Here is a 21,533-nt window from a genome sequence, read left to right on the forward strand (position 1 = left end):
CATCTCAGCTGATCGGCTCGCGGTACCGGGCCACCAGTTCGGTCGCGATGGCGGTCAGGTCCCCGCTGGGCTCCGTCGGCCCGATGGTCACCTCGTCCGCCCAGGACTCCTCGAATCTCACGACGGCGTCCCGCAACTCGGTGAGATCGCCCTGACCACCGTGGGTGGCCACCTGGGTGAGCCAGTCGATCCAGATCTGCCAGCGCGGTGAGTAGAACCCGCCGAGCAGCCCCGCCCAGTGACGACCGGAGTAGTCGTGCAGCCCGGAGGTCTGCTTGGCCCACACGGTCAGGAGGCGGCGCGCGTCGCGCACCAGCGTCTGCTGCTCGCCGGCGTCAGCACCCCATCGGGCGGCATCGGTGAGCCAGGTGCCCAGGAGCCGCTCACGCTGAGTCCCGGCCAGCCGGTCCAGGTCGGCCAACGCCCGGGTGAGGAGACCACCGTGGTGAGCAACGCCGTCGGGATCTGCCGCCTGGGCGGCCGCGGAGAGGGCGCGGATTGTGGCACGGCTGCGTTGCGCGATCAGGTGGGTGAGCACATCCACGAGGTCGTTCGCCAGGGCGGGTGTGGCGCCCGTGTGGCTGGCCACCTCGAGCAGGTGGCCGGCGGATTCGGCGATCGCGGGCAGATCCCCTTCCACGGTCGGGTCCGACTCGGCATCGATGTTCGCCGAGATCAGCACCGGTGCGTCCGGGTCGAGGAACTCCCCCGCGCTGCGCTGGCGGGCGAAGGGCGGATCCACGTCCCACGGGCGTGCGATCAACGGCGAGGGGATGGATCTACTCGCGCCAGGCCGGTAGAGCGTGGTCACCAGCAGGTCCCACGCGCGGCTGGCCGCATCCTTCGCCGACGGCGGAGCGTCCGCCAGGTCGTAGCGTTGCCATGCGTAGTCGCGCACCCAGGTCTCGACCTCCGGCGTGTGCCAGGTCAGGTCCGTGGCGAGCTCGTAGAAGACCGGGTTGTTCTCGATCGCCTCCATCGCGAGACCGGTGCCGACCAGCTGGCCGACCTGGTGCTGCCCTTCCCGGGCAGCGTCGAGCACGCCGCCGAGGTCACGGGTCAGGCCGTGCAGATCGCCGTGCACGGAGAACCGGCCGCCGAAGTTGTGCACCGCGGACCACAACCACGGGGTGCTGGAGATGCCGCGGCCGTCGCCGGCGACCGGGGCGTGCTCGGCCCACAGGTCCAGCACCAACAGTCGGCCCGCGGGCACGGCACCTGTGACGGCGGCGATCCGCTCGGTGGTCCAGAACTGCCGGTGGTAATGGAACGGCCATCCCTGCATCACCCAGATCGCATCCGGGTCGGTCGCGGCCATTCCGGCATAGACGGCGCGGGTGTGCTCGGCCAGCCGCTCCGGCTCACCGGTCGGCGGGATTGACTCGATGAACGGGTCGGCGCTGTAGAGGTGGTCGGTACCGAGCAGTTCGGTCTGCGCGCGAGCGACGGCATCGGCAATATTCGCGAACCGCGGTTCGCAGGCATCGAGCAGCGCCGTGGAGAAGCCCTGCCAGGTGGTGCGCGGGGTGTCGGCACCAGCGAGGGAGTCCGGTACGTGCCCGCCGAACGCGGGCAGCACAGCCCGCATGCCCAACTCGCGCTGCCGAGCGAGGATGCGCTGAGCAAGGCTCAGGCGTTGGTCGAACCAGCTGGCCGGCAGCGGTCCGCCGAGAGCATTCGTGCAGCCCATCAGCGTCCAGGGCAGGTGGGCTGCGGAGCCGAGCCAGGCTCGGACATCGCCCGGGGCGGCGCCCTGCTCGGTGAACGCCCGGGCCAGAACCGCCTCGTGAGCCACCATCATCAACGGGGTGGTGATGCCATGCAGCGCCATCCAGTCGATCTCGCGCTCCCACCGCTCCCAGTCCCAGTACGGCGCCGAGTAGCCGGTGGTCACCACGTTCAGGTAGTAGCGGTGCTGAGCTGGTGTGGAGCGCCGCACCGGAGCGGCGTCGGGCCACGCGCCGTCGACCGAGAGTGGGAGCGCGCTGTCCCAGGTGACCTGCACCCCGCAGACGTCCTTGAGGTAGGCGTACAGTCCGGCGCACGCCGCAGGCGTGTCGGTCGCTCGTACCTGGACCACGCCGTCCCGGGCGGCGTACTCATAGCCTGGGGATTCGCCGTCACCATGGGTGACCCGCAGGCCCTTGGCATGGCCGAGCACCCGGAGGGCGAGCTGTTCGACCGCGTGGGCGTTGACGGGTGTGGTCATGCTGTCAGCTCCACCGTCTGCCCGGCGTGGCGGGAACGTTCGGCGGCGAAGGCGATCCGGTGGCTACGCTCGGCGTCACGGAGCTCGGTCGGTAGTGCGGCGGTCTGCCCCGACCGCCACTGCTGCACCTGCTCGACAAACTCGTGCATCAAGCCATCGTCGCCACCGGCATGGCCGTCGCTCTCCCGTCGCCCCGGACGATCGGCCAGGTCCGGGTCCGAGGTGGGCCCAGCGGAGATGGTCCACGTCTCATCGTCCGGGAGGCCAGAGCGCCCCTGCACATCACGGTCCCACCGTGACCACTCGTGCACGGTGTCGCCGCGAGCGGGCAGGAACCGGCGCACCTCCAGCTCGCCGGTATCCAGCCGCCCACTGATCTCCCCGTGCGAGCCCAGGATCCGGATCGTGCGCGTGTTGGATGCGGTGAACGCACCGATCCGCAGGGTGGCGAGCACGCCGGTGCCGAAGGAGATGGTGACCACTTGGTGGTCCACCTGATTGTTGTCGCTGCGGTACACGCACCGACCGTACGGACCGTCCTGCAGGGCGGCGAGCCGGCCGGCGTCACTGGTATCCCTCGTAACGGCGGTGACTGGCCAGGTGTGGTGGCCGCAGAGCCGGTCGAGATAGAGGCGCGGGGCGTAGAAGGGGCAGGTGTCGGCGGCGGGGCAGCCGTCCGTGCACCGCTCGGGCGCACCTTCTGGTGCGTGCTGGGGTGTGAAGTGGGTCAGTGTTCCGGAGGAGGACACCGACTCGGCTGGTTCGTCGATCAGCCAGGTGAGCAGGTCCAGGTCGTGGCAGGACTTGGCCAGCAGCATCGGACTCGACTCCTCGGCGCGGCGCCAGTTGCCGCGCACGTAGCTGTGCGCGAAGTGCCAGTAGCCGATGTCCTCGGTCTGGTCGATGTGGATCAGCCTGCCGATGGTGCCCTCGTCGATGAGCCGCTTCACCGTGCGGTAGAAGTTCGTGTACCGGAGCACGTGGGCGACCCCGACGAATGCGCCGGTCTCGGTGATCGCTGCCGACATCGCGTCCAGCTGTTCCTCAGTGGGAGCGAACGGCTTCTCCACCAGCAGGGCGTAGCCCTTGCGGGCACCGGTGACCACCGGGCCGTCCCGGATCAGGTCCGGGGTCGCCACGACGAGACCGTCACTGAGACGGTCGCGAGCCAGCAGATCGGACCAGGTGGCGAACTGCCGCTCTGCGGGGATTCCGTGGTCCTCGGCAAACTCCGCGCGACGCATCGGGTCCGGTTCGGCGACCGCCACTACACGAGCCCGATCGGGGTAGCGCAGGCAGTAGTCGCCGTACGCCTCCGCGCCTCGATGCCCGGCGCCCACGACGCTCAATGTCACTGCAGTCATCACGCTCATCCTCGGGTCGCGCCCTGCTCTGGATCCGGTCAGTACAGGTGCATGCTTGATCGGGCGATGACCTGGATGCAAGAAGCGCGGTCCGGATGAACGATAGTGATACTGTTCCTAGCCATCATGGTAGAAACAGACACTCTGGAGCTGCTGGACCAGAAGGTGGTTGCAGCCCTGTTGGCTCACCCGCGATGCCGGATGAGCGCCCTGGCCGCCGCGGCTGGAACCAGTGCGCCGACGGTGTCACGCCGGCTCCACTCGTTGTTCGAGCGGCAACTGATCCGGGTGGTCAGCGTGATCGACCAGCAGCGCGCCGGTTACGGGTTCGCCGTCTTCCTCAGGTTGCGGTGCATCCCCGGTGCGAGCGCGGATGTCGCACAGGCTGTCGCGCAATGGCCGGAATCGGGCTATGTGTCAGTTGTCGGTGGCGATCTGGACTGCACGGCACAGTTGCATGTGCGGTCCACCAAGCACCTGATGGAGCTCCTCAACAGTCGCCTTACCCAAGTCCGCGGCGTGACCGGCAGCTCGACATCGAAGATCATCCGCCGCTTCTCCACCCCGCACGGCTGGTCCGGAGGTCTCGTGCCGGAGGCGACCCTGACCACCTTGCGTGCCGAGCGGCTCGATCACTGGTCCGAGGATCGGGCGTGCGACGCGCGCCCCATCGACGCGCTCGATCAGGCTCTGGTCGACCTGCTCAGCACCGACGGGCGGCGCAGCTGGCGAGATCTCGCCGAACACCTCCAGATCCAGCCGGCCACCGCTCGCCGACGGGTGGAGGCGCTCATGTCTGCCGGCCTGCTGCGGCTGCGTGCCGTGGTGCAGCCGGCGGTGATCGGGCAACCGGTGGTCGCCTCGCTGTGGTTGCGTGTGACGCCTGCACGGCTGGAGGCGGTCGGCCGGACGTTGGCAGCCCATCCGAACGTGCTGAACATCGCGGCCACCACCGGGCTGACGAACCTGAGCGGCGAGATCGCTACCTCCGACGACGACGCGCTCTACACCTTCCTGACCGAGGAAGTCGGGCGGCTCCCTGGCGTGGCCGCCGTCGACGTCTCGGACGGCCTACAGGTCATCAAGCGAGCATCGCTCGTCTACGACCCGGAGCATCCAGAGCGAGTGCGGAGCGAGGTTACGCCGGGATGACCGGCGCTCCGAGCGCACCATGATGTCGCTCAGCCGGACACTCGAGGCGCATCGGAGAGGGACGGCCCGAGTTTCACGCCCAGAGCGCGCTGATGGGTGCAGCAACGATCCGATCGCCCAGCTCGAACGTGGCCGGCCCCGTGTGCAGCACGATGCCGCGCGCGAATCGTGAGCCGAGACTGTCCCGGAACCACGTGAGATGCCGCGCGTCCTTCGCGGTCACCGCCGCAGCAGCCTTGATCTCGATGGCGACCACTCCCCGATGCCCGAGGTCGATCAGGAGGTCGACTTCGTGCCGACCATCGGAGGACCGCACATGGTGCAGGGTCCGCCGCCGGGTCGCGACGAGAACCGGGCGAAGCTGGGCAGCAACGAATGCGTCGATCATCCGCCCGAACAGATGACCGTCCGCCAGAATGTCGTCTATGTCCGCCTGCAACGCTGCGGCCGTGAGACCGGTATCAGTCATGTAGACCTTGCGGCGGGAGGAGAGCCTCTTGATCCGGTTCGTCGTCCACGCCGGGGCGAGATCGACGATTCCGAGACCGGCGAGCAACTCGTCATAGCGGCGGGCCGTCCTCGCTGTAACGCCTGCGGCCGTGTAGAGGGTCGCGTCGCTGGGTGAACCGGCCGTGTTCTCGGCCAGGGCCATGAGGTACGCCATCAATCGACCACCGTCGACTGTCGCACCGGCCGAGGCGAGATCGCTGTCGACGAACTGTTCGAGATAGTCGCCGTACCAACGCACCCCCGTGCGCTCGCCCAGCGCAGGCGTCGGCATGCCGCCGCGCACCGCGCGGCTGAGGTACCCGGGAAGGTCCTCTGTCGAGCGCGGCCCCTGAAGTTCGCCGTCGACCAGCCTGGGGATAAGCACGTCCAGCTCAGGACCTCCGGCCAGTTCGGCTTCCGTCAGGCCGAACATGCGCAACCGCGCGATTCGCCCGGTGCCCGGCCACAACTCAGGCGCGTGATCGAAGCGGACGCTCCCGGTCAGAATGAATCCACCCGGCTCGGAACCCTCATCGGTCAGCCTCTTGATCGCCGGTAGCACCGCCGGAACGTTCTGCCACTCATCGATGAGCACAGGAGGCTCGAGGCGACGCAGCGCCGCATCGGGATCGCTGTGAAACTGCGCCGCTTCCGCGGGAACGTCCAACCGGACGATTGTCCGCGCGCGGCGTCGCGCAGTCGTGGTCTTGCCGCAGGCACGGGGCCCAGTGATGAGGACCGCCGGGGAGTCGTCAAGCAGGTCGTCCAGTACGGGATCAACGATCCGCGTGGTGTATTCACTGCTAAACATAGACCGAGAATACCAAATTTACACACGTCGTGCTGCCAAATTTACACAGGCACGACTGCTAAGCTTACACACCTGCGGGTGCTCACATCGCGACCTGCCTTCCCACACGTTCCCGGCGGGCTCGCGAGATCACCCCGGCGGAAACGCCACCAACTGCTCGATCCCTCGCCCGGCCATGTATGCGGCGTCGTGCCGACGTTCGGCCCGGACCAGGGCCATCGGCTCCGGCTGCTGCAACCACACGGCCATCACGTCCAGGTCCGGAATCCGGTCCGGTGGCAGCACCAGTGCGGTGCGTCGCGGCTCGGGCGCCGTCGCGGCCCCAGATCGCACCTGCTCGGCCAGCTCGGAGAACACCCTCCCGATGGGCTTCACCTCGTTGCCGACAGTCAGCAGCCCCAGCTCGTACTCGAGGTTCGCGAACGCCGAGAACCGGCGATCCACGTCGTGCGAGCACCACCAGGTGATGCCATCCACCGACGGCGTCGCTACCGTCGCCGCCAGCAGTTCACCGGAGTAGCCGGTGGGGTCCGACACCCACTCAGGTGCCACGCCGAGCTCCTGCACCCAGGCAGGCCGGACGCCGTCGGGCTGGGACGCCAGCGCCACCTGGACGAGGAAGTCGGCCACGCGCAGGCTTCCCCTGCTCACCGAACCGCGTGAGCGCACCGCTGAGCCAGGTCCAGGCATGCGCCGCGGCCATCGAGCCCGTGCTCGCGAGCAGCTGCGGGCTGGGCGAGGGCTCATGACTGATCCACGGCCTCTGGTCCACGCCGATCACCACCTGATCGCGCGGAGCATGCTCGGTGATGGTCGCGACCATGGTGGCGCACCAGGCGTCGACCGTGGCCTCGTCGGCCGGGTTCCACGCCGTGAGCACGTTCCGCTCGTTCCCGACGTCGTAGCCCCACAGGGCGGGATGACCCGCGGTCCGCTCGCACACCGCGGCCAGCAGATGCTGCTGCGCGGCGACCACCCAGGGGTCGGTGGAGATGTTGCGCTGGGTCTCGGCCGCCATATCCAGCAGCTAGGCGGGGCAGAAGTCGAAACCGGAGAGCCACCCGTTCAGCACGGTGACGCAGACCTGCAGGTCCCGTTCGCCGGCGAGGTCGAGCAGCTGCTCGGCCGGTCGAGCATGGCCGGCGAGACCCAGGCCGGATTCGGCTGGAACCAGGGCCAGATGCACTGGATCCGGATGTGATCCGCGCCGAGCGCGGCCACCGCGTCCAGGTCGCGGGCGATGCTGGCGGCGTCCCAGTCCAGCCAGCAGTAATACCAGCGCTGGGACGGGACGTAGTTCACTCCGATGCGCATGCACTCCTCGTCGAGCTCTCCCCGCCGAACGCTGACTTCCTCGGCGTCTGGGCCGTGGACGCCGAGGAAGTCAGCGGTCGCGCTCGGGGTGGTGTGTCAGTATTCTTCGACCCGTCGGGCCAGTGCAGTTCCACTCCGTCGGCTTCGAGGGCGGCTTGGAACTCCGCGCGCCCCTCGCCCTCGGCCACCTGGTGCGGTGTGGTTCCCTGCTCCAGGCACCAGGCCGCGAGCGCACCGGCGGATTCGCCGATGTTTCACTCCACCGGGTGCAACCGGAGCCCGCCGTTGGTGATGTGGGTGGTGCCGACATTCTTGCCGGCGGCCAGCAGGTTACGCATCCGCTGCGGTACGAGCGCACCCAACGGGATCTCGAACGGTGCGTTCGCGACGTCGATGTAGTTGTCGCCGCCGGTGGAGGGGTGCAGGTCGATGCGGTACATTCCCACCCCCACAGAATCATCGAACGTCGCCGGCTGGGCGTGCCCGCGCACATCCACGGACAGGTTCTGCTCGATCACGGTCCGCAGCGCCTTGGTGCGGCGTGACTCGCGGATGTAGGGCGCCTGGGCGAAGCCGTCGTCGGTACCGGTGGCCTGCGGGACCAGGCGCAGCTCCGGCCAGCCCCTGCCGCCGTCGAGGCGCGGGGCCTCGGTCTGCAGCCAGTAGAACATGCTCAGCGCGAAGCGCTTGGCCTGGGCGAGGTGGTGCTCCACGTCCGGCACATCCACCACGGGCGAGTCCAGGTAGTCGATCATCGGCCAGTTCACGAGCACCTGGTCACTCTCGTACGCCCCGGACTCGAACAGGTCCCGGGCGATGATGCGCCGGAAGGTCCACAGTTCCTTGTCCCCGGCCGCCTTGCGCTGGTCGGCGGTCTGGTTCAGCGGGTCGTCATTGATGTCCGGGGTGAAGGTCCTGGTCACGGCGGCCAACGTCCGCGGGTCCGGCGCGGTCAGCGAGAGCATCGGGTTGCCCCAGTACTCCGGTTCGTAGGAGCGCCAGTGGTCGTAGTCCTCCGGGCGCTCGATGGTGTGGTCGCCCTCGACGTGCTCGATCACGAAGCACAGCTGATGGCCTGCTGGTTGTGAGGCTGCGCCTGCGCCGGCGCACTCGGCTCGCCGTAGGCGGAATGGGCTTCGAAGCCGGTCACGTACTCGGCGCCGGTCAGCGGCAGCAGGTCGCCGAGCTCGGTGGCATCGAGGACGTAGCCGGCCCGAACCGTCGCCTCCTCGCCGGTGCGTACGTCCGCCACGGTGACCGCCCGGACCACGTCCCCCTCGACGTCGGCACTCACCGGGCGGGTGCGCTCAAGCACCCGGATCGCACCGGAGGAGCGGAACGGGGCGAGCATGCTCTCGATCACGGCGGCGGCCACGCGTGGCTCGGCACAGATGCGGCTGACCATGCCGGCGCCGGGGTTGAGGTCCTTCTTGGCCTTGGCAGCCTCGGTCAGGGGGTAGTGGTCGCGGTAGTAGTCGCGGATCCCCTCACGCAGCCGGCGGTAGGAGGCGGTGACGCCGAACTCCTCCACCCACGTGTGCTTATCGGCGGGCACAGCCTGGCTGGTCAGCTGGCTACCGAGCCAGGGGCACTCCTCGGTCAGCACCACACGGCGGCCGGCTCGCGCGGCAGCCAGGGCAGCGGCCACACCGCCCATCCCTCCGCCGACGACCAGGACATCTGTCTGCATGTCAGTCGCTGCGTTTCTCCTCGGGCGCCGTCAGGGTGGTTCCGCTCACCGTGGCGCAGGCGATGAGCGAACAGGTCTCGGTCAGGGAGGCGTCGATGAGGTCGGTGAGTACGCGCACGCACTGCCGGCCGAGCTCGGTCCGTAGTGGCACGAGCCGGGCGATACCGTCAGCACCAGGGGTGTCGCCGAGAGCGATGAGGCCGATGCCCTGGCTCGCCGCCCGCTCCCGTAGCGCCACAGCCCGCACCGGGTCCTCCACCACCACCGCGGTGGCACTCCCGACGGCGGCCCAGTCCTCCGCAGGATCCTCACCCTCGGTGATACGCACCCGGGCCTGGACCCCGACGGCGTCCGTCGCCTCCGCGTACCCCTTCGCCCCGGTTTCGCCCGCCTCACCCGGCAACGGGCGCACGCGCGGCATCGCCCTCGGGTTCCGCTCCTTCACCCACTACGTCCTCCGCTGCCTGCTTTACTCCGGCCAACTCACCGCCCGCATCAACGCACTCTGAATCCAGAAGAGCCAACAAACCTGGGCCGGTCACGGTTCAGTGTCGGCACTCATCCTCGGCTACAGGCCCGCGGTGAGTTCGTCATGGAACCCCTGGGCCGCGTCCGCAGCGGAGGAGTCCCCGAACAGCATCTCCATGCCGTACCGTTCGAGTAGCGTCGGGAGTTGGCCACCACCCGGGGGCGGGGCGATCTCTGTCTCAGCAATCTCGGGCCGGATCTCGTCGATGAACGCCGAGACCCGCTGCTGCGCATCCGAGAGTTGGTCCCGAATCGCGTCGGCAACCTCGCCATTCGGTGGGACACCACGTTCGGCCAACTCGATCTCGGCGGCGGTAGTGCTGTTCACCCACCAGTTGATCAGCGCCACTGCGCCCTCGGGATCCTCCGTCGTTGCCGATGCCGACCAGAGCATCGACGCCTTATACCAGGCTTTGCGAGTGGTGGCGTCACCATCGATGCTCGGGAAACGGAGCAGCGTGAGTTCCCTGCCGGAGGCTGCCTCCAATGCTTCGAGTTGGTTAGACCAGAAACTCGCCATCGCGGTGTTACTCACAACGAAGTCGCTCTCATTGAGCGGCTTGGTGGCATCCTCAGTGATTTGCGAGGGGGACGCGATCGCGTCGGCATCGGCGAATCGCTGGTGCAGGTCAAACCACCCGCGCACATCATCGACCTCGAAACCCAGCCGGCTACCTTCGAGGAACGCCTCCTTGTCCTGCTGGCGCAACCAAGCGCTGAACAGTGCAGGGCTGCTGAGAAATGCCGAAGTTCCGACCGCTTGTCCGGAGGCCGAGATCTCGTTGGCGATCTCCAGCCAGTCTTCCCAGGTCCAGCTCATATCGTTAGGGAGGTCCACCCCGGCGGCCGCAAAGGCGTCAGGATTGACACAGACGACCGGGGTATTAATCCCGGCGCTGATGCCGTACAACGCGCCCTCGATCTCCCCGGACTCGACGCTGCCGTCGATGAACTTCGAGGTGTCCGCACCGTGCTCCGAAAGATCCAGGAGCGCACCGCGCTGGCCGTACTCACTGATGAAGGCCATGTCCATCTGAACGATGTCAGGTGCGGTGCCACCCGCTGTCTGGGTGGCGAGGCGGTCCCAATAGCTGGCCCACTCACCCGGCTGCGGCTCGATGGAGACGTCGGAGTTCTCTTCCATGTACGCATCGAGTGCGTCAGTGGTGTTCTCATTGCGCACCTCGTTGCCCCACCAGGCGAACTGTAGCGTTCCGGATGCACCGGACTCGCCTGAATCACCGGACCCGCCTCCTCGCGAACAACCCGCAATCACGGCACCTGCAACTCCTGCGGTGCCCATGGTCAAAATGTGTCGACGACTAATATTCATGGTCGTATCCTCTCGTCGTTGAAAGCGCCGAAATGTTCGGCACTACTGGACAACCGTGCAGGGGCCGCTGCGGCCATCGGTTGCCGATCAATAATTCGTGGTGGAAACGTGGTCCAGTAATCTCGACCGCCTCTGGCACGATCGAACCGCGTTCTCCCCTCCGGCCCGATGACCGCGACTCGCCCTCGTAGTTGGACTCAGGCCAGCAGTCGTTCAGTTCACCAGTACCCGAGTCTCTTCGGAACCGGTGACTCCGGAAGCATTCAGGAGTTCAGAGCGATAGCGGTAGGTCCCGGACTCGCGGCCGTTGATCTCGGTGCTCACCGCCTGCGGCCGCGGGGTATCGTTCTCCAGCGCCTTTTCATCGATGAGGTTGCCGTTCTCGTACAGCCGGTACCGATCAGCGTTGGTGCCCCACCACATATTGGTGGTGAGCGTAAAGTCGGCTGCACCTGAATGGTTGTCGTGTGAGAGCACCGGCACACCCGGGTCGGCGTGCCGAACCTGCACAGTGACGTCCCCCGTTTGAACGGTTCCGGCTGCATTGATGAGCTCGGCAGTGTAGTGGTAGTCGCCGTTGTGACGACCCCGAATCGGCACGCTGATCGACTGTGCCTGCGGCGAACGCGCCACGAGATTTCGGTGCGCGATGAGTTCACCGTTCTCAAACAGACGCATCGCGTGGGCATTGACTCCCCACCACAGATTCATCGTCACGTCATAGTTGCCGTCGTCCGTGCCGTGGTGGCCGTTGTCCGAACTGAGCACGCCGGACGCTGGGGCCTGCGTCGGTGTCTCGGCTGGGCCCTCGAAGGCATAGGTGGTCCGAAGTGATCCCTCATGCTCGACCCGTACCAGGTGTTGACGGCGCGAATTAGACATTCTGACCCGGTCGGTGGTATCAAACGTGATCGTGCTGGCGCGCTCGAAATCGACGGACAGTACTCCGACACCACGTTCCAGCCTGAATCCAGTGATCGCCGTCAGTTCAACAGATTCTCCGTAGGTGACCTCCGTTCCGTCGGAGAAGGTCAACAGGTCGCCTGGCTGAAGGAGAAGCGGAACGACCGCCCGGCCCGGATCATCGGTCACAATGTCTTGCACGAATGAGTCGTCAAAGAAAGACAACACGACGTGACTACCGTTGGTCCGATCGAGATAGGCAGCACTGAAGTCGCCCTCCAGGTCCCCGATCTGATCGGCGGGCACCCTTCCACCCTCACGGTACGGCTCAGCGTAGTAGGTGCGGGCCACCTCGACCTGGGTGACCGATGACACCTCAGGAAACGGCCCCCAAGCATCCTCGTTGTTGCTGTTCAACACATGGACGACCGCGCCCATGGCTGGGTGCCACAGCAGACCTGGGCCCATCCGTAGTCGCTGATACGGGCCGCTGTGCCCAGCGCGCCTGCCGAGCAGCGTGGTGATGTAATAAGAGGGGCGCCGCACGAAGAGGTAGTCCAGATCGATGGTGCCCGCTTGGCGATATTCAGTAAAACGATCGGAAGCCAGATAGGGCAACGTTGCGATGGCATCCTCTCGTTCCGATTCGCTCACTCCGAGCGGAGCCTTGCTGCTGTGCATCCAGGTACGAGGTGAAGTTCCCTTCTTCGGCAGTGGCATGATAGGGCCCGGGTTCGCTTTCCACGCTTCGCGAGCTGTGAGGATTTCACCATCGGTCGGGTGGAAGGCTGCCAGCACCGGAACATCGTCAATCAGTGCCCTTCCAAGAGATGTGCGGTCCAGCACTTCGTTCGGCTCCCACTCCAGCGTGAAGGCCGGGATCCGAGCCGATGCGGCACTCCAATGCAGGAACCCGGATCGATCCGGTTCCAAGACGCTGGCGAACGTGATGAACTCCGCCATCGATCGCGCCATTTCAATCGGCTCGGTGAACCCGGAAAGCGCTCCTTCAGCCAGGTCGGGCATAGCAACAATGAAGGAGTAATCGAAATCGTATGCCATGGGCTCATGGCTGTGCCCAGCGTCTGAAATTCCATGTACTCGCAACGTTTCCCAACACTCCGAGACTTGAGCCGCCAGGTTTGCGTCTTGGAAGAGGTCCGCTGTCATGCTTGCCCCCACCAGGCCAGCGACGACCTGGTTGGTGTAAGGCGTGGGCTGGCGCCAATGTGGCCGTGAGCGGTCAACGAGCCACGCACTCGATTCCCGAACAGAGGCTTCGATCTCCGGCAACCAGTCGGACAATTCTCCCGCTTCATGCAGGTCCCGGTAGGTGGTGGTCAGTGCCACGCTACCGAATCCCGTCGGTGCAAGGTGTGGAACGTCCCATTGATATTCAGACCAGGAGCCGTCTGGCAGTTGGCTTGCGAGATAGTAGCTCAGGGCTGCTTCGATCCGGTCGCGAAGTTTGGGATCTCTAAAATAGGGGTTCCACGAGCGCTCATGGGTCAGGAACCAAGTCAGCGTGGCAACCTGTTCCATCTCGCGAGCGTTATAGGGCTGTTCGGGGGAGCGCCACCAACCGTCCTCCATCCAACCATAGTGCGGCTCCTCATCTCGGATGCTGTTGGCCATGGGGGCGACTATGGGCAGGTACGCTGCGAAGACGTGCTCAGTATCGTCGAACGCCGAACGATCAGGTTCCGAACTGAGTGGATCGACGAGTGCTAATACGTTTCCTTCGGACGTGGCGTACGCGGCAGGCGCATGGTGGAATTCGCGGGCAGCGATGGCGGCGATCGAAGCTGCGCCGGCGCTAGCAATGAGGGCACGGCGGGAGATTGTGGTCGGGATAGGACGAGGCATCGTGACTCCTTTGTCTGATGTGGACGCTCGAGGACGAGCGAGAGCGAGTCGCATTGCGCGGGTTCATTCCCGGCGATACGTGTGGCCGGGTGGGGCGACGCTCGCTCTTCCCATCCGGTGTGGGATCGATTTTCGGCGGACTGACGGGAACCTCAGCGCGGGATGTACATCAACTCCTTGCGACCGGATGGTGTGTTCTCTGTAGTGGTGAGCGTCTACCGGTCGGCGCAGTTGCGCACCGGCGGTTATCGGATCGCGCTGGATCTCCGTGACGATACGTGCTCTGTGCCGCATCTCGCGCGGAATGAGTCGACCGGGAGGGGCAATATGCAGCTAGTTGACCCGCGACCTCGGTGATGTTGGTTCTTAGCTGGGGGTGAATCACGCGTGGGTCCGTTTCGGCTCGAGGATTGTTGAGGATCGAGTCAGAGTTCCTGCACCGCCGCGTCCGTTCGGCGGGACTAGCGTCTCCCCTGCGACGTCCGTGCAGTCCAACAGTTGATGCAGGTCCGGGTCGGTCCGACCGCCGCCCAGGGCCGGGCCACCGGGGCTCGGGATGCCTGCATACGAGGTGCCGGCGAGGTGGGAAAGCAGCAGTAGTGCCCGTGATCCCATCTGCTCGCGTGGAATGGTGAATCCGGACCAACGGGTCGGCCCAGGCAACCGGTGGTGGGGCTGACCCAACAACAACACCGATAGGTCTTCGGGGACACGAATCCGCATCTCCGACAATGCAAGCCGCAGTTCGTCGGGGCCGTTCTCGGGGGCGAGCAGCACCGCACTCAGGCTCTGCTCGGCGATCTGCGCGGCGGCACTGACGGTGTCAGCGGACTCGATGTAGCTCGGATGAAGACCACGATCAACCATCGCCGCTTGGTAGCCCGCTAACCGGTCGCGGGTGGGCTGGTCGCTGGTGCGCGCTCCGACGTAGCCGATCCGCCGATGTCCCAGATCCGCGGCCCGAAGCACCGCCCGCCGAGTGCCAGAGAGGTAGTCGGCACCGACATAGGGTAGCCGGCCCCCTTCGCTCTCCCGCCGACCAACGAACACGAACGGATAGTTGGTGTCCAGTAGATGCTGCAGTTCCGCTTGTTCCTCATGCTGACCCAACAGTAGGCAGCCATCAGCGATACCTAAGCGTTGCCAGCCACTCGTGGCCAGGCGCCGGGAACCCTCGACCACCCGAGCGCTGGTGAACAGCAGGAGATCGACACCGATCTGCTCGGCCGCATGCTCAATGCCGATCAGGAACGGGCCATAGAAGTCACGTCCGCCGCTAGGGAACGTCGTCTCGTAGGTGAAGACCCCAAGAATCTGGTTGTGCCCGCCAGCGAGCCGCTGTGCCACTGGATTCGCCGAGTACCCGGTGATTCGGATCGCGTCAAGCACTCGCTGGCGCGTCTCCGCGCTGATCCGCACTCCGCTGGGGGTCCGGCCACTGAGCACGAACGAGACGGTCGCCTGGCTCACGCCGATCAGCGCGGCAACGTCCGCCTGTGTCACGCGGCGCCTCGGCATCGGTCCTCCCTGACCTTCGATTGCATGCCGGAGCAGTGTGGTCACACGCCTCTGCCTCCATCAAGACAATTATGCGCATTATTAGCAGTTCGCCGATCCGCGAAACCCGGCTCAGCTCCCCTCCGTGCGGACATCACCTGACTGTGCTCACCTCGTCGAGTTCCGGGATCGCGCAGTGCGCTGACCTGGGGTGATGGGGCCGTGGAGGGCGATTCTGAAGCACTCATTGGTCCTCTTCCTGGGTGCCTCCGTGGCGCGCATCCGGCGGGGCCGACTTCGGGAGCGCGGACCGACGCATCCGTGTCACCCCGGTCACGCGCAGACGGATCAGCAGCAGGTCGCACCGGTCTGGTTGGATCAGGGTGTTGCCCGATACATCGGGCCAGGTGCGCCGAGCTTCCTCCTCGTTCGAAGGAGATCGAGATCCGGTGGCCGCAGTCGGGTGAACTCACCCTGGGGCCCATCCGCACCGCCCCCCCGTCCAGGCGACGGCGTGACGCCCCGCGCTGCGCTTGGCAGCTCGGTCACTCACTGCCGCAGCGCCGACTCCCCACCGGTGCCTGGCCGGCGCTGGTCGCCCGCGCACGCAACTGGGAGCTGACGTCGCTGGGATTCGGGGCCAGTGCCACCTCGACCCGGTGGCCCTCCGCGATCACGCAGATCGCCCACCGTCAGGGGGCCAGCAGCCGCCGCAGCGCATCGATGACGACTACCAACTCGACCTTGGCAGTCAAGCGGTCATCTGCGAGCGCGTGTACCGCCCATTCGTCCATTGTTCGCAGCACCGCCACCACCAGCGTGAGCTGCAGGTCGGCAGGCAGGTCCATGCGCACAGCACCAGCCTCCCGCCCCACCTGGAGCACTGCCGCAGCCCACGCAGAGACCTCTGTGAGCACACCGACCCGAGCCTCACCGCTCCGAGAAGGACCGGGCTCCGCATAGAAGAGGCGCCCGAGGAGGAGGGCGTCCGGTTGTGCGACGAGGTGACGCTCTAAACGAGCCATGAACTGCTCGACCTCGACCCAGAAACCCTGAGCGAACGACTCCGGCGCCGGCACCTCGAGCCCCTCCGCCACCCGGTTGGCGAGGTCACCGATCACCAGATCCACCAGGTCCTGCTTGGCGTCGAACAGGTGATAGAAGCTGCTCTTGCTCATCCCGCATGCCCGGATGATCCGGTTCAGCGACGCACCCTCGAGACCGGCACTCGCGAACTCGTCCGCCGCCGCCCGCACGAGTGTGGCTCGGCGTTCCGGGTCGAGGCGGTCCAGCGGGGTCGGCATACCGCGAGAGTAGTGGGAGTCACGCGCAGTCGGTCGAGCACTCACGTGTCCATCACCAGCGACAGCGTGCCGCGCACCTGATGCAGGACCAGTGAGCCCACGTTTCCCCAGCGATCGATCACACGACGCGTGGCCACAGACCGGATGTGTTGACACTGCGCAGAACAGTGGCTGCGCAGTCCGTTGCGCTCGTCGGGCTCGATCACAATCTCGACGCCGCTCTGCCGGACAGTACGAGTCAGCGGCACCACCTGGACGACGTTCGGAGCCCCGCGCAATATCCTCGCGGCGGTTACGACGATCGCAGGCCGAACGAGCCCAGCCTCCGAGCCGAGCGGCGTACCAAGATCTAGCTCGACGACATCACCGGGCGTCAGCATCGAGCCACGCGGTCTCGTCCTCCATTAGCGGTTCGGCCAACTCGCGACCAATCTCGTCCTGGCGCATCAGCCGGACCGCATAGGCGACCGTGTCGGACACGGTCTGGTGTCGAGCCCCGGCCAACCGCTTGAGTTCGTCGTGAGTCGCCCGGCTGATCCGGACCGTCGTCGTCTCGATCATGACCTCCAGACTACGCCGTGTAGACAGTTGAGTCTACAACGATCACGCTCGCGCCTGAGGGTCCGCACGATCCTCATCGGCACTGGACCGCTCGGTCCACAGGGTGATACAGTTGCGGTGGACCACTTGGTCCAACACTCGCGGAGGGAGCCGGTGTGAGCTTCATCGAGACACCACCACACGGCCAGCTGGAAGCTGCCGCCCAGGACTCTCTGCCCACGCTCATCGTCGGCGCCGGCATCGCCGGCACCACGCTCGCCCAGTTACTACGGCAGTCCGGTCAGCACCCGGTGCTGATCGAACGATCCACTGGCGGCCGCCACCCGGGCTACATGCTCGCACTGATGCCCATGGTCGATCGGGCCTTCGACGACCTCGGCGTCCGTGAGGCATACCGCGCCCGTAGCGTCCCACTGGACCGGTACCGGGTACGCTCCCACACCGGCCGTCCGATACGCACCGAGTCGATGGCGCGCCTCCTCGCCCGGTACGGCGACTACCGCGGCATCAGCCGCGGTGCCCTGCTGGACGCCCTCACCACCGACCGTGCCCCGGTCTCCACCGGTACCACCGTGACCCACCTCCAGGAGGACACCGACGGCGTCACGGCGACCCTGCGCACCGGGGCGGAGGAGATCACGGCGCGTTTCGCCGTCGTGATCATCGCGGACGGGATCGGTTCGACCACGCGTGATCTCGTGGCCACGGAGCCACCTGCTCGCGTCGATACCGGCTGGGGCGGCTGGGTGGTGTGGGCGCCGCCGGACGAGGAGATGGACCTCGGCGAGGAATTGTGGGGCACTGACTTCATGGTGGCCACATATCCGGTGGCAGGCGCGATCGGCGTCTTTCTCGGCGCCGCGCGGGAGCACACGCAGGCGGGTCCGGAGGCGTTCGTGGCCCGGGTACGTCGCCAGGTCCGTGCGCCCGGCGCGCGAATGGACGCCGCACTACAGGCCGTTCTCGATGATCCGGACCCGTACTACTGGCCGCTGAGCGACGTGCGCGCCGCCCGGTGGACCACCGGGCGCACCGTGCTGCTCGGCGATGCGGCAGCCGGCTTCCTGCCCACGGCCGGAATCGGGGCCGGGATGGCGATGGAATCGGCCTGGATGCTGGCGCGCATGCTGGCGCACGGTACCCGCGACGGCGGCCCTGACATTCCGAGTCTGCTCTCCTCGTTCGAGGTGTACCAGCGGCCACGAGTGGAAGCCGCACAGGACAACTCCCGCACGCTCGCGCGGTGGATGTTCGGGCGCAGCCGCGTGTGGGCCACGGTGCGCGACCTCGCCGTGCGGCTGGCGAGTGTCACGTTCGCCCTCGGTCCGATCCGGAAGCTGCTCGACGACCTACCCGATCCGGACGCGGCGGTCCGCCGATCGGCCACACACCGGTAGGAGCACCCCTCCCGCACGGGCCACTCGTCCGCTGGAGGGGGTTGAGGACGCCAACAGGAATCGATCACTCCTCCCCCTGTGGCGGGGTGGCAAACTGCTTCACTGCTCGGAGCACGATGCCGCAACGGTCTCATCACACCTTCGGCACGATCGCGCATCGAACGGGACACGCCTCTCCCGCGGTCGGCCGCACAGGCCTACCGTTCGAGCATGAGACGAATCCGTGGAGTTCTGGTGGTGCTCGCCGTGGCCGCATTGGCCGCGTGCTCGAGCGGTGGGAGCGAGAGCTCTGACGGTGGGGGTGCAGACATGGCCGGCCCCGAAGTGAGTCAGGAGCAAGCCGAAGCAGGTGACGGCGCTTCTGTGTCCGATCAGGGCGCCGTCGGCCGCGATGTCGCCACAGAGACCGGCGAGCGGCAGGTGATCACGACAGCTCACGCGACCGTCGTGGTGGACGACCCCGAAGAAGCGGCGACAGATCTGGCCGCCCTGACCACCGCCGCCGGGGGGCACGTGCAGAACCGCTCGGTTCACCAAGGCGAGGACGATGCCGACTATCAGAGCCTGCCCTCGGCCAGCATGACCCTGCGAGTTCCCTCAGCAGAGCTGGAGGGCGTGCTCACCGATCTAACCGACCTCGGCGACGTGCGGGACATTTCCCAGTCCAGTGAGGACGTCACTCGGACGATCGTGGATCTCGACGCGCGGATCAGCGCGCTGGAAACGTCCACGGCCAGGCTCGAGGAGATCATGGCCGGTGCCGAAACCAGTGCGGACCTGATCGATGCCGAGGCCGCGCTCAGCGAGCGACAGGCCGAACTGGAATCCCTGCTCTCCCAGCGGGAACATCTGGCCGATCAGGTGGCCATGTCCACCCTGCACGTGGAGCTGACCACCGAACCTGCTCCCGAGGTCACCGCCGACGGGTTCGTCGGCGGGCTGCAGACCGGATGGCAGGCGCTGGTCTCCTTCGTGAGCGTGCTCGTGGTGACGGTCGGCGTCCTGCTGCCGTGGCTGGTGCTGCTGGCTATCCCGGCCGCGATCATCTTCGTCGTCACGAAGCGGCGTCGGCGCAGGAACACCGCCCCCGCGGGCGAAAGCGAGCCCGAGGTGGCACACAGCGAGAGCTCCTGAGGTCAGCCCTGCATTCAGCCATGAGTACTGCGCACGCCACGGCCAGGACGCCTGACCGGGACCGCTTCGCCGTCGTCACGTCGATACTCACACCCCCGGGTCGTGACCCACCCGCAGCCAGACGTGGCGCGGGACGAGTTCGGTGATTCCGTACAAGAGGTTCAAGTAGAGATCGATGGTCTCGATCTGCTGCCGCCCTGAGACGTGCAACAGGATGTCCTGCCCCTCAATGGAGATCGACCGGCCGATCGCATCGGGCTGCAGCAGGCGTTCCATCATCCTCGGGTGGATCACGTCATAGGGAAACTGGCCCTCGGGCCCCTTCACCCGCCAGGCATCATTGAACGCGCTCGACTCGAACTCCACATCCTGACCACCGAAGAACTTCGCAATCGCCGCGCCCGCGCCTTCCGGGGTCAGTTGCAGCCACGGCAGCGGAGCCGGCAGGTGCAGTGCGAGCACATGAAAGTAGTGTGTGGAGCGGTTCTTTCCGGAGCCGGTGGTGTACTGGTAGGTCATCGAGACCGCGGCCCGGCCATGGAAGTCGCCGGTGAGCAGATTCTCGGCCCGGCGTGAACTGCCGCGGCCGAACGGTGGGCTCTGCCATCGTCCGACCATGTGCTGACCTGACCGGCTGAAGTTCCACCCGCGGGCGGCGGCCCATGCGGCAAGGCGTTCGCGACGCTTCTTCGCATTGCGTATCCCGACCACAATCGCGACCACGATGATCGCAGGAAACGCGATCCACATCACGATCGAGATGGCTCCCGCACCCAGAACCTCGGCGTCCATCTGCGCACTCCCCTGATCGGCCTACCTGTCCGCGGGAAGGGTAGCAACGCTGCGGCGCCCCGACGGCGCTCGGTGCAGGGCAGAACTACCCGCGCGAGGCCGCGCGAGGCTTAGAACTCCTGGAGGTAGAGCAGCATCCGGTAGTCCTGGCCCGGTTCGATATTGGTGAACCCATGGCGTTCGTAGAAGCGCCTGGTGTCGGTATCGACCTCGTCCACACCGATATGCATCTCCTGCGCTCCTCGCTCACGCACCTGCTGCACCGCCGCAGTCAGCAGCGCTGTGCCGATGCCTGCGTCACGCAGAGCCGGGCGGACGTACAGTTCCTCGAGCTGAGCGAGCGGCCCGGCGTAATACGGCGTGGGGCGCAGGGTCAGGAACGCGAATCCGGTGGCGTCGGCTTCGTCAGCGCCGGCGAGGAGCACGAGCACGTCATCGCGCACGAGCAGGTCGGCGAATCGCTCGGCGAACTCCGCCGCGCTCGGCGTGGGCGTGTCGAACTCGACGTTGAAGTCATACAGGAGCCTGCCCACCAGTACGGCATCGTCGGTGTGAGCGCGGCGAACCAGGGCCTTGACGGTCATCTATTCAGAATACGCGGGACCTCAGGCACCCACCGGCGGGCCGAGCCAGAGCAGCACGCGGAAGACGACGGCCACCACGGCCAGTGCCACCAGCGCGAACCGCACCGGCCGGCGCAGTACCGCGGCCAACGCTCGCTCGATCCGGGTACCGGCTCCTCCGCCGAGCAGCCGCCAGTGCTCCCCCGTCAAACCCCTTCGCCGTACCCATCGACCGAACGGGATCGTCACGAACGGTGGGATGGCACTGGCCAGGCCGAGCACTGTGGTCCCTGGACTCCACCGCTGGTCGATGGCCACCACGACCGTGACCACGCAGTAGGCGAGGAAGACGAAACCGTGGATCGGCCCGGCGATGGCGACCCCGAGGTCGGTCGTCCGGGTCACGTACTTCAGCGCCATGCCGAGCAGCAGGAGCGCCCAGGTCACCGCCTCGGCGTCGGCGAGAATGCGGTGCAGGCGGCCGGGCCCAAGAAATCTCACCGGTCCATTCTCACCGACACACCCTTCGGTCGTGATCGTGAAGGAACGGCGAAGGAGGGGCAGATCACGTGAAAGGTGCGCGAGGGTCTACGCGTTCTGGCCGGCCACGCCGCCCCAGGCTGCCA

At 66.7% G+C, this 21,533-nt stretch carries 21 protein-coding genes; 3 read left to right on the forward strand and 18 right to left on the reverse strand.

The window, feature by feature from the left end:
* Window positions 1–4: 4 nt before the first annotated feature.
* Both LQF10_RS17220 and LQF10_RS17225 read right to left on the reverse strand, forming a co-directional pair.
* Window positions 5–2,209 (reverse strand): alpha-N-acetylglucosaminidase, encoded by a 2,205-nt coding sequence (locus LQF10_RS17220; RefSeq protein ID WP_231065038.1) that lies wholly within the window; start codon window positions 2,207–2,209, stop codon window positions 5–7.
* Window positions 2,206–3,573, reverse strand: a complete 1,368-nt coding sequence (locus LQF10_RS17225) for a Gfo/Idh/MocA family protein (protein WP_231065039.1) — start codon at window positions 3,571–3,573, stop codon at window positions 2,206–2,208. The genes LQF10_RS17220 and LQF10_RS17225 overlap by 4 nt, the downstream gene beginning before the upstream one ends.
* 126 nt (window positions 3,574–3,699) lie before the next feature.
* On the opposite strand from LQF10_RS17225, the gene LQF10_RS17230 reads away from it, so the two are divergent.
* Complete coding sequence (locus LQF10_RS17230) at window positions 3,700–4,725, forward strand: Lrp/AsnC family transcriptional regulator (RefSeq protein ID WP_231065040.1); 1,026 nt, start codon at window positions 3,700–3,702, stop codon at window positions 4,723–4,725.
* A gap of 73 nt (window positions 4,726–4,798) precedes the next feature.
* Here LQF10_RS17230 and LQF10_RS17235 read toward each other — a convergent pair whose 3' ends face one another.
* The 13 genes from LQF10_RS17235 to LQF10_RS17295 all read right to left on the reverse strand — a co-directional run bounded on the left by LQF10_RS17235 (window position 4,799) and on the right by LQF10_RS17295 (window position 17,021).
* Complete coding sequence (locus tag LQF10_RS17235) at window positions 4,799–6,025, reverse strand: ATP-binding protein (protein ID WP_231065041.1); 1,227 nt, start codon at window positions 6,023–6,025, stop codon at window positions 4,799–4,801.
* Window positions 6,026–6,154: 129 nt separating this feature from the next.
* The gene (locus LQF10_RS17240; RefSeq protein ID WP_231065042.1) at window positions 6,155–6,655 is read right to left on the reverse strand and encodes a glycoside hydrolase 5 family protein; all 501 of its coding nucleotides are present in this window, start codon (window positions 6,653–6,655) and stop codon (window positions 6,155–6,157) included.
* Window positions 6,567–7,043 carry a glycoside hydrolase 5 family protein gene (locus LQF10_RS17245; RefSeq protein ID WP_231065043.1) on the reverse strand — a complete coding sequence of 159 codons (477 nt, stop codon included), beginning with the start codon at window positions 7,041–7,043 and terminating at the stop codon, window positions 6,567–6,569. Before LQF10_RS17245 ends, LQF10_RS17240 begins: the two co-directional genes overlap by 89 nt.
* Before the next feature lie 9 nt (window positions 7,044–7,052).
* A complete protein-coding gene (locus LQF10_RS17250) occupies window positions 7,053–7,211 on the reverse strand; it encodes a hypothetical protein (RefSeq protein WP_231065044.1) in 159 nt (52 codons plus the stop codon).
* Window positions 7,212–7,593: 382 nt separating this feature from the next.
* Complete coding sequence (locus tag LQF10_RS17255; RefSeq protein WP_231065045.1) at window positions 7,594–8,397, reverse strand: FAD-dependent oxidoreductase; 804 nt, start codon at window positions 8,395–8,397, stop codon at window positions 7,594–7,596.
* A complete protein-coding gene (locus tag LQF10_RS17260) occupies window positions 8,394–9,029 on the reverse strand; it encodes an FAD-dependent oxidoreductase (RefSeq protein ID WP_231065046.1) in 636 nt (211 codons plus the stop codon). The genes LQF10_RS17255 and LQF10_RS17260 overlap by 4 nt, the downstream gene beginning before the upstream one ends.
* A gap of 1 nt (window position 9,030) precedes the next feature.
* Window positions 9,031–9,474 (reverse strand): hypothetical protein, encoded by a 444-nt coding sequence (locus LQF10_RS17265; protein WP_231067404.1) that lies wholly within the window; start codon window positions 9,472–9,474, stop codon window positions 9,031–9,033.
* Between the two features lie 123 nt (window positions 9,475–9,597).
* Window positions 9,598–10,860, reverse strand: a complete 1,263-nt coding sequence (locus tag LQF10_RS17270) for an ABC transporter substrate-binding protein (RefSeq protein WP_231065047.1) — start codon at window positions 10,858–10,860, stop codon at window positions 9,598–9,600.
* A gap of 243 nt (window positions 10,861–11,103) precedes the next feature.
* On the reverse strand, window positions 11,104–13,659 hold the full coding sequence (locus tag LQF10_RS17275) for a hypothetical protein (RefSeq protein WP_231065048.1): 2,556 nt from the start codon (window positions 13,657–13,659) through the stop codon (window positions 11,104–11,106).
* Between the two features lie 381 nt (window positions 13,660–14,040).
* Window positions 14,041–15,177 carry a LacI family DNA-binding transcriptional regulator gene (locus LQF10_RS17280; protein ID WP_231065049.1) on the reverse strand — a complete coding sequence of 379 codons (1,137 nt, stop codon included), beginning with the start codon at window positions 15,175–15,177 and terminating at the stop codon, window positions 14,041–14,043.
* 671 nt (window positions 15,178–15,848) lie between these two features.
* A complete protein-coding gene (locus tag LQF10_RS17285; RefSeq protein WP_231065050.1) occupies window positions 15,849–16,460 on the reverse strand; it encodes a TetR/AcrR family transcriptional regulator in 612 nt (203 codons plus the stop codon).
* Between the two features lie 41 nt (window positions 16,461–16,501).
* A complete protein-coding gene (locus LQF10_RS17290; protein WP_231065051.1) occupies window positions 16,502–16,840 on the reverse strand; it encodes a type II toxin-antitoxin system PemK/MazF family toxin in 339 nt (112 codons plus the stop codon).
* Complete coding sequence (locus tag LQF10_RS17295; RefSeq protein WP_231065052.1) at window positions 16,824–17,021, reverse strand: hypothetical protein; 198 nt, start codon at window positions 17,019–17,021, stop codon at window positions 16,824–16,826. The genes LQF10_RS17290 and LQF10_RS17295 overlap by 17 nt, the downstream gene beginning before the upstream one ends.
* Window positions 17,022–17,176: 155 nt before the next feature.
* On the opposite strand from LQF10_RS17295, the gene LQF10_RS17300 reads away from it, so the two are divergent.
* On the forward strand, window positions 17,177–18,418 hold the full coding sequence (locus tag LQF10_RS17300) for an FAD-dependent oxidoreductase (protein ID WP_231065053.1): 1,242 nt from the start codon (window positions 17,177–17,179) through the stop codon (window positions 18,416–18,418).
* A 210-nt stretch (window positions 18,419–18,628) separates the two neighbouring features.
* On the forward strand, window positions 18,629–19,552 hold the full coding sequence (locus LQF10_RS17305) for a DUF4349 domain-containing protein (RefSeq protein ID WP_231065054.1): 924 nt from the start codon (window positions 18,629–18,631) through the stop codon (window positions 19,550–19,552).
* A gap of 87 nt (window positions 19,553–19,639) precedes the next feature.
* Here the strand turns inward: LQF10_RS17305 and LQF10_RS17310 are convergent, their stop codons facing one another.
* The 3 genes from LQF10_RS17310 to LQF10_RS17320 all read right to left on the reverse strand — a co-directional run bounded on the left by LQF10_RS17310 (window position 19,640) and on the right by LQF10_RS17320 (window position 21,408).
* Window positions 19,640–20,344, reverse strand: a complete 705-nt coding sequence (locus tag LQF10_RS17310) for a type III secretion system chaperone family protein (RefSeq protein WP_231065055.1) — start codon at window positions 20,342–20,344, stop codon at window positions 19,640–19,642.
* 110 nt (window positions 20,345–20,454) lie between these two features.
* Complete coding sequence (locus LQF10_RS17315; protein ID WP_231065056.1) at window positions 20,455–20,928, reverse strand: GNAT family N-acetyltransferase; 474 nt, start codon at window positions 20,926–20,928, stop codon at window positions 20,455–20,457.
* Window positions 20,929–20,949: 21 nt separating this feature from the next.
* On the reverse strand, window positions 20,950–21,408 hold the full coding sequence (locus tag LQF10_RS17320) for a DUF3817 domain-containing protein (protein ID WP_231065057.1): 459 nt from the start codon (window positions 21,406–21,408) through the stop codon (window positions 20,950–20,952).
* Window positions 21,409–21,533 lie beyond the last annotated feature (125 nt).

Origin of the sequence: Ruania halotolerans (assembly GCF_021049285.1) — a bacterium.
GTDB lineage: Bacteria > Actinomycetota > Actinomycetes > Actinomycetales > Beutenbergiaceae > Ruania > Ruania halotolerans.

Bases quoted from the DNA above. Each gene is read 5' to 3' on its own strand.
- LQF10_RS17220 (WP_231065038.1), bottom strand. From the start codon at position 2,209: ATGACCACACCCGTCAACGCCCACGCGGTCGAACAGCTCGCCCTCCGG.
- LQF10_RS17225 (WP_231065039.1), bottom strand. From the start codon at position 3,573: ATGACTGCAGTGACATTGAGCGTCGTGGGCGCCGGGCATCGAGGCGCG.
- LQF10_RS17230 (WP_231065040.1), top strand. From the start codon at position 3,700: ATGGTAGAAACAGACACTCTGGAGCTGCTGGACCAGAAGGTGGTTGCA.
- LQF10_RS17235 (WP_231065041.1), bottom strand. From the start codon at position 6,025: ATGTTTAGCAGTGAATACACCACGCGGATCGTTGATCCCGTACTGGAC.
- LQF10_RS17245 (WP_231065043.1), bottom strand. From the start codon at position 7,043: ATGGCGGCCGAGACCCAGCGCAACATCTCCACCGACCCCTGGGTGGTC.
- LQF10_RS17260 (WP_231065046.1), bottom strand. From the start codon at position 9,029: ATGCAGACAGATGTCCTGGTCGTCGGCGGAGGGATGGGCGGTGTGGCC.
- LQF10_RS17270 (WP_231065047.1), bottom strand. From the start codon at position 10,860: ATGGGCACCGCAGGAGTTGCAGGTGCCGTGATTGCGGGTTGTTCGCGA.
- LQF10_RS17275 (WP_231065048.1), bottom strand. From the start codon at position 13,659: ATGCCTCGTCCTATCCCGACCACAATCTCCCGCCGTGCCCTCATTGCT.
- LQF10_RS17280 (WP_231065049.1), bottom strand. From the start codon at position 15,177: ATGCCGAGGCGCCGCGTGACACAGGCGGACGTTGCCGCGCTGATCGGC.
- LQF10_RS17285 (WP_231065050.1), bottom strand. From the start codon at position 16,460: ATGCCGACCCCGCTGGACCGCCTCGACCCGGAACGCCGAGCCACACTC.
- LQF10_RS17290 (WP_231065051.1), bottom strand. From the start codon at position 16,840: ATGCTGACGCCCGGTGATGTCGTCGAGCTAGATCTTGGTACGCCGCTC.
- LQF10_RS17295 (WP_231065052.1), bottom strand. From the start codon at position 17,021: ATGATCGAGACGACGACGGTCCGGATCAGCCGGGCGACTCACGACGAA.
- LQF10_RS17305 (WP_231065054.1), top strand. From the start codon at position 18,629: ATGAGACGAATCCGTGGAGTTCTGGTGGTGCTCGCCGTGGCCGCATTG.
- LQF10_RS17310 (WP_231065055.1), bottom strand. From the start codon at position 20,344: ATGGACGCCGAGGTTCTGGGTGCGGGAGCCATCTCGATCGTGATGTGG.
- LQF10_RS17315 (WP_231065056.1), bottom strand. From the start codon at position 20,928: ATGACCGTCAAGGCCCTGGTTCGCCGCGCTCACACCGACGATGCCGTA.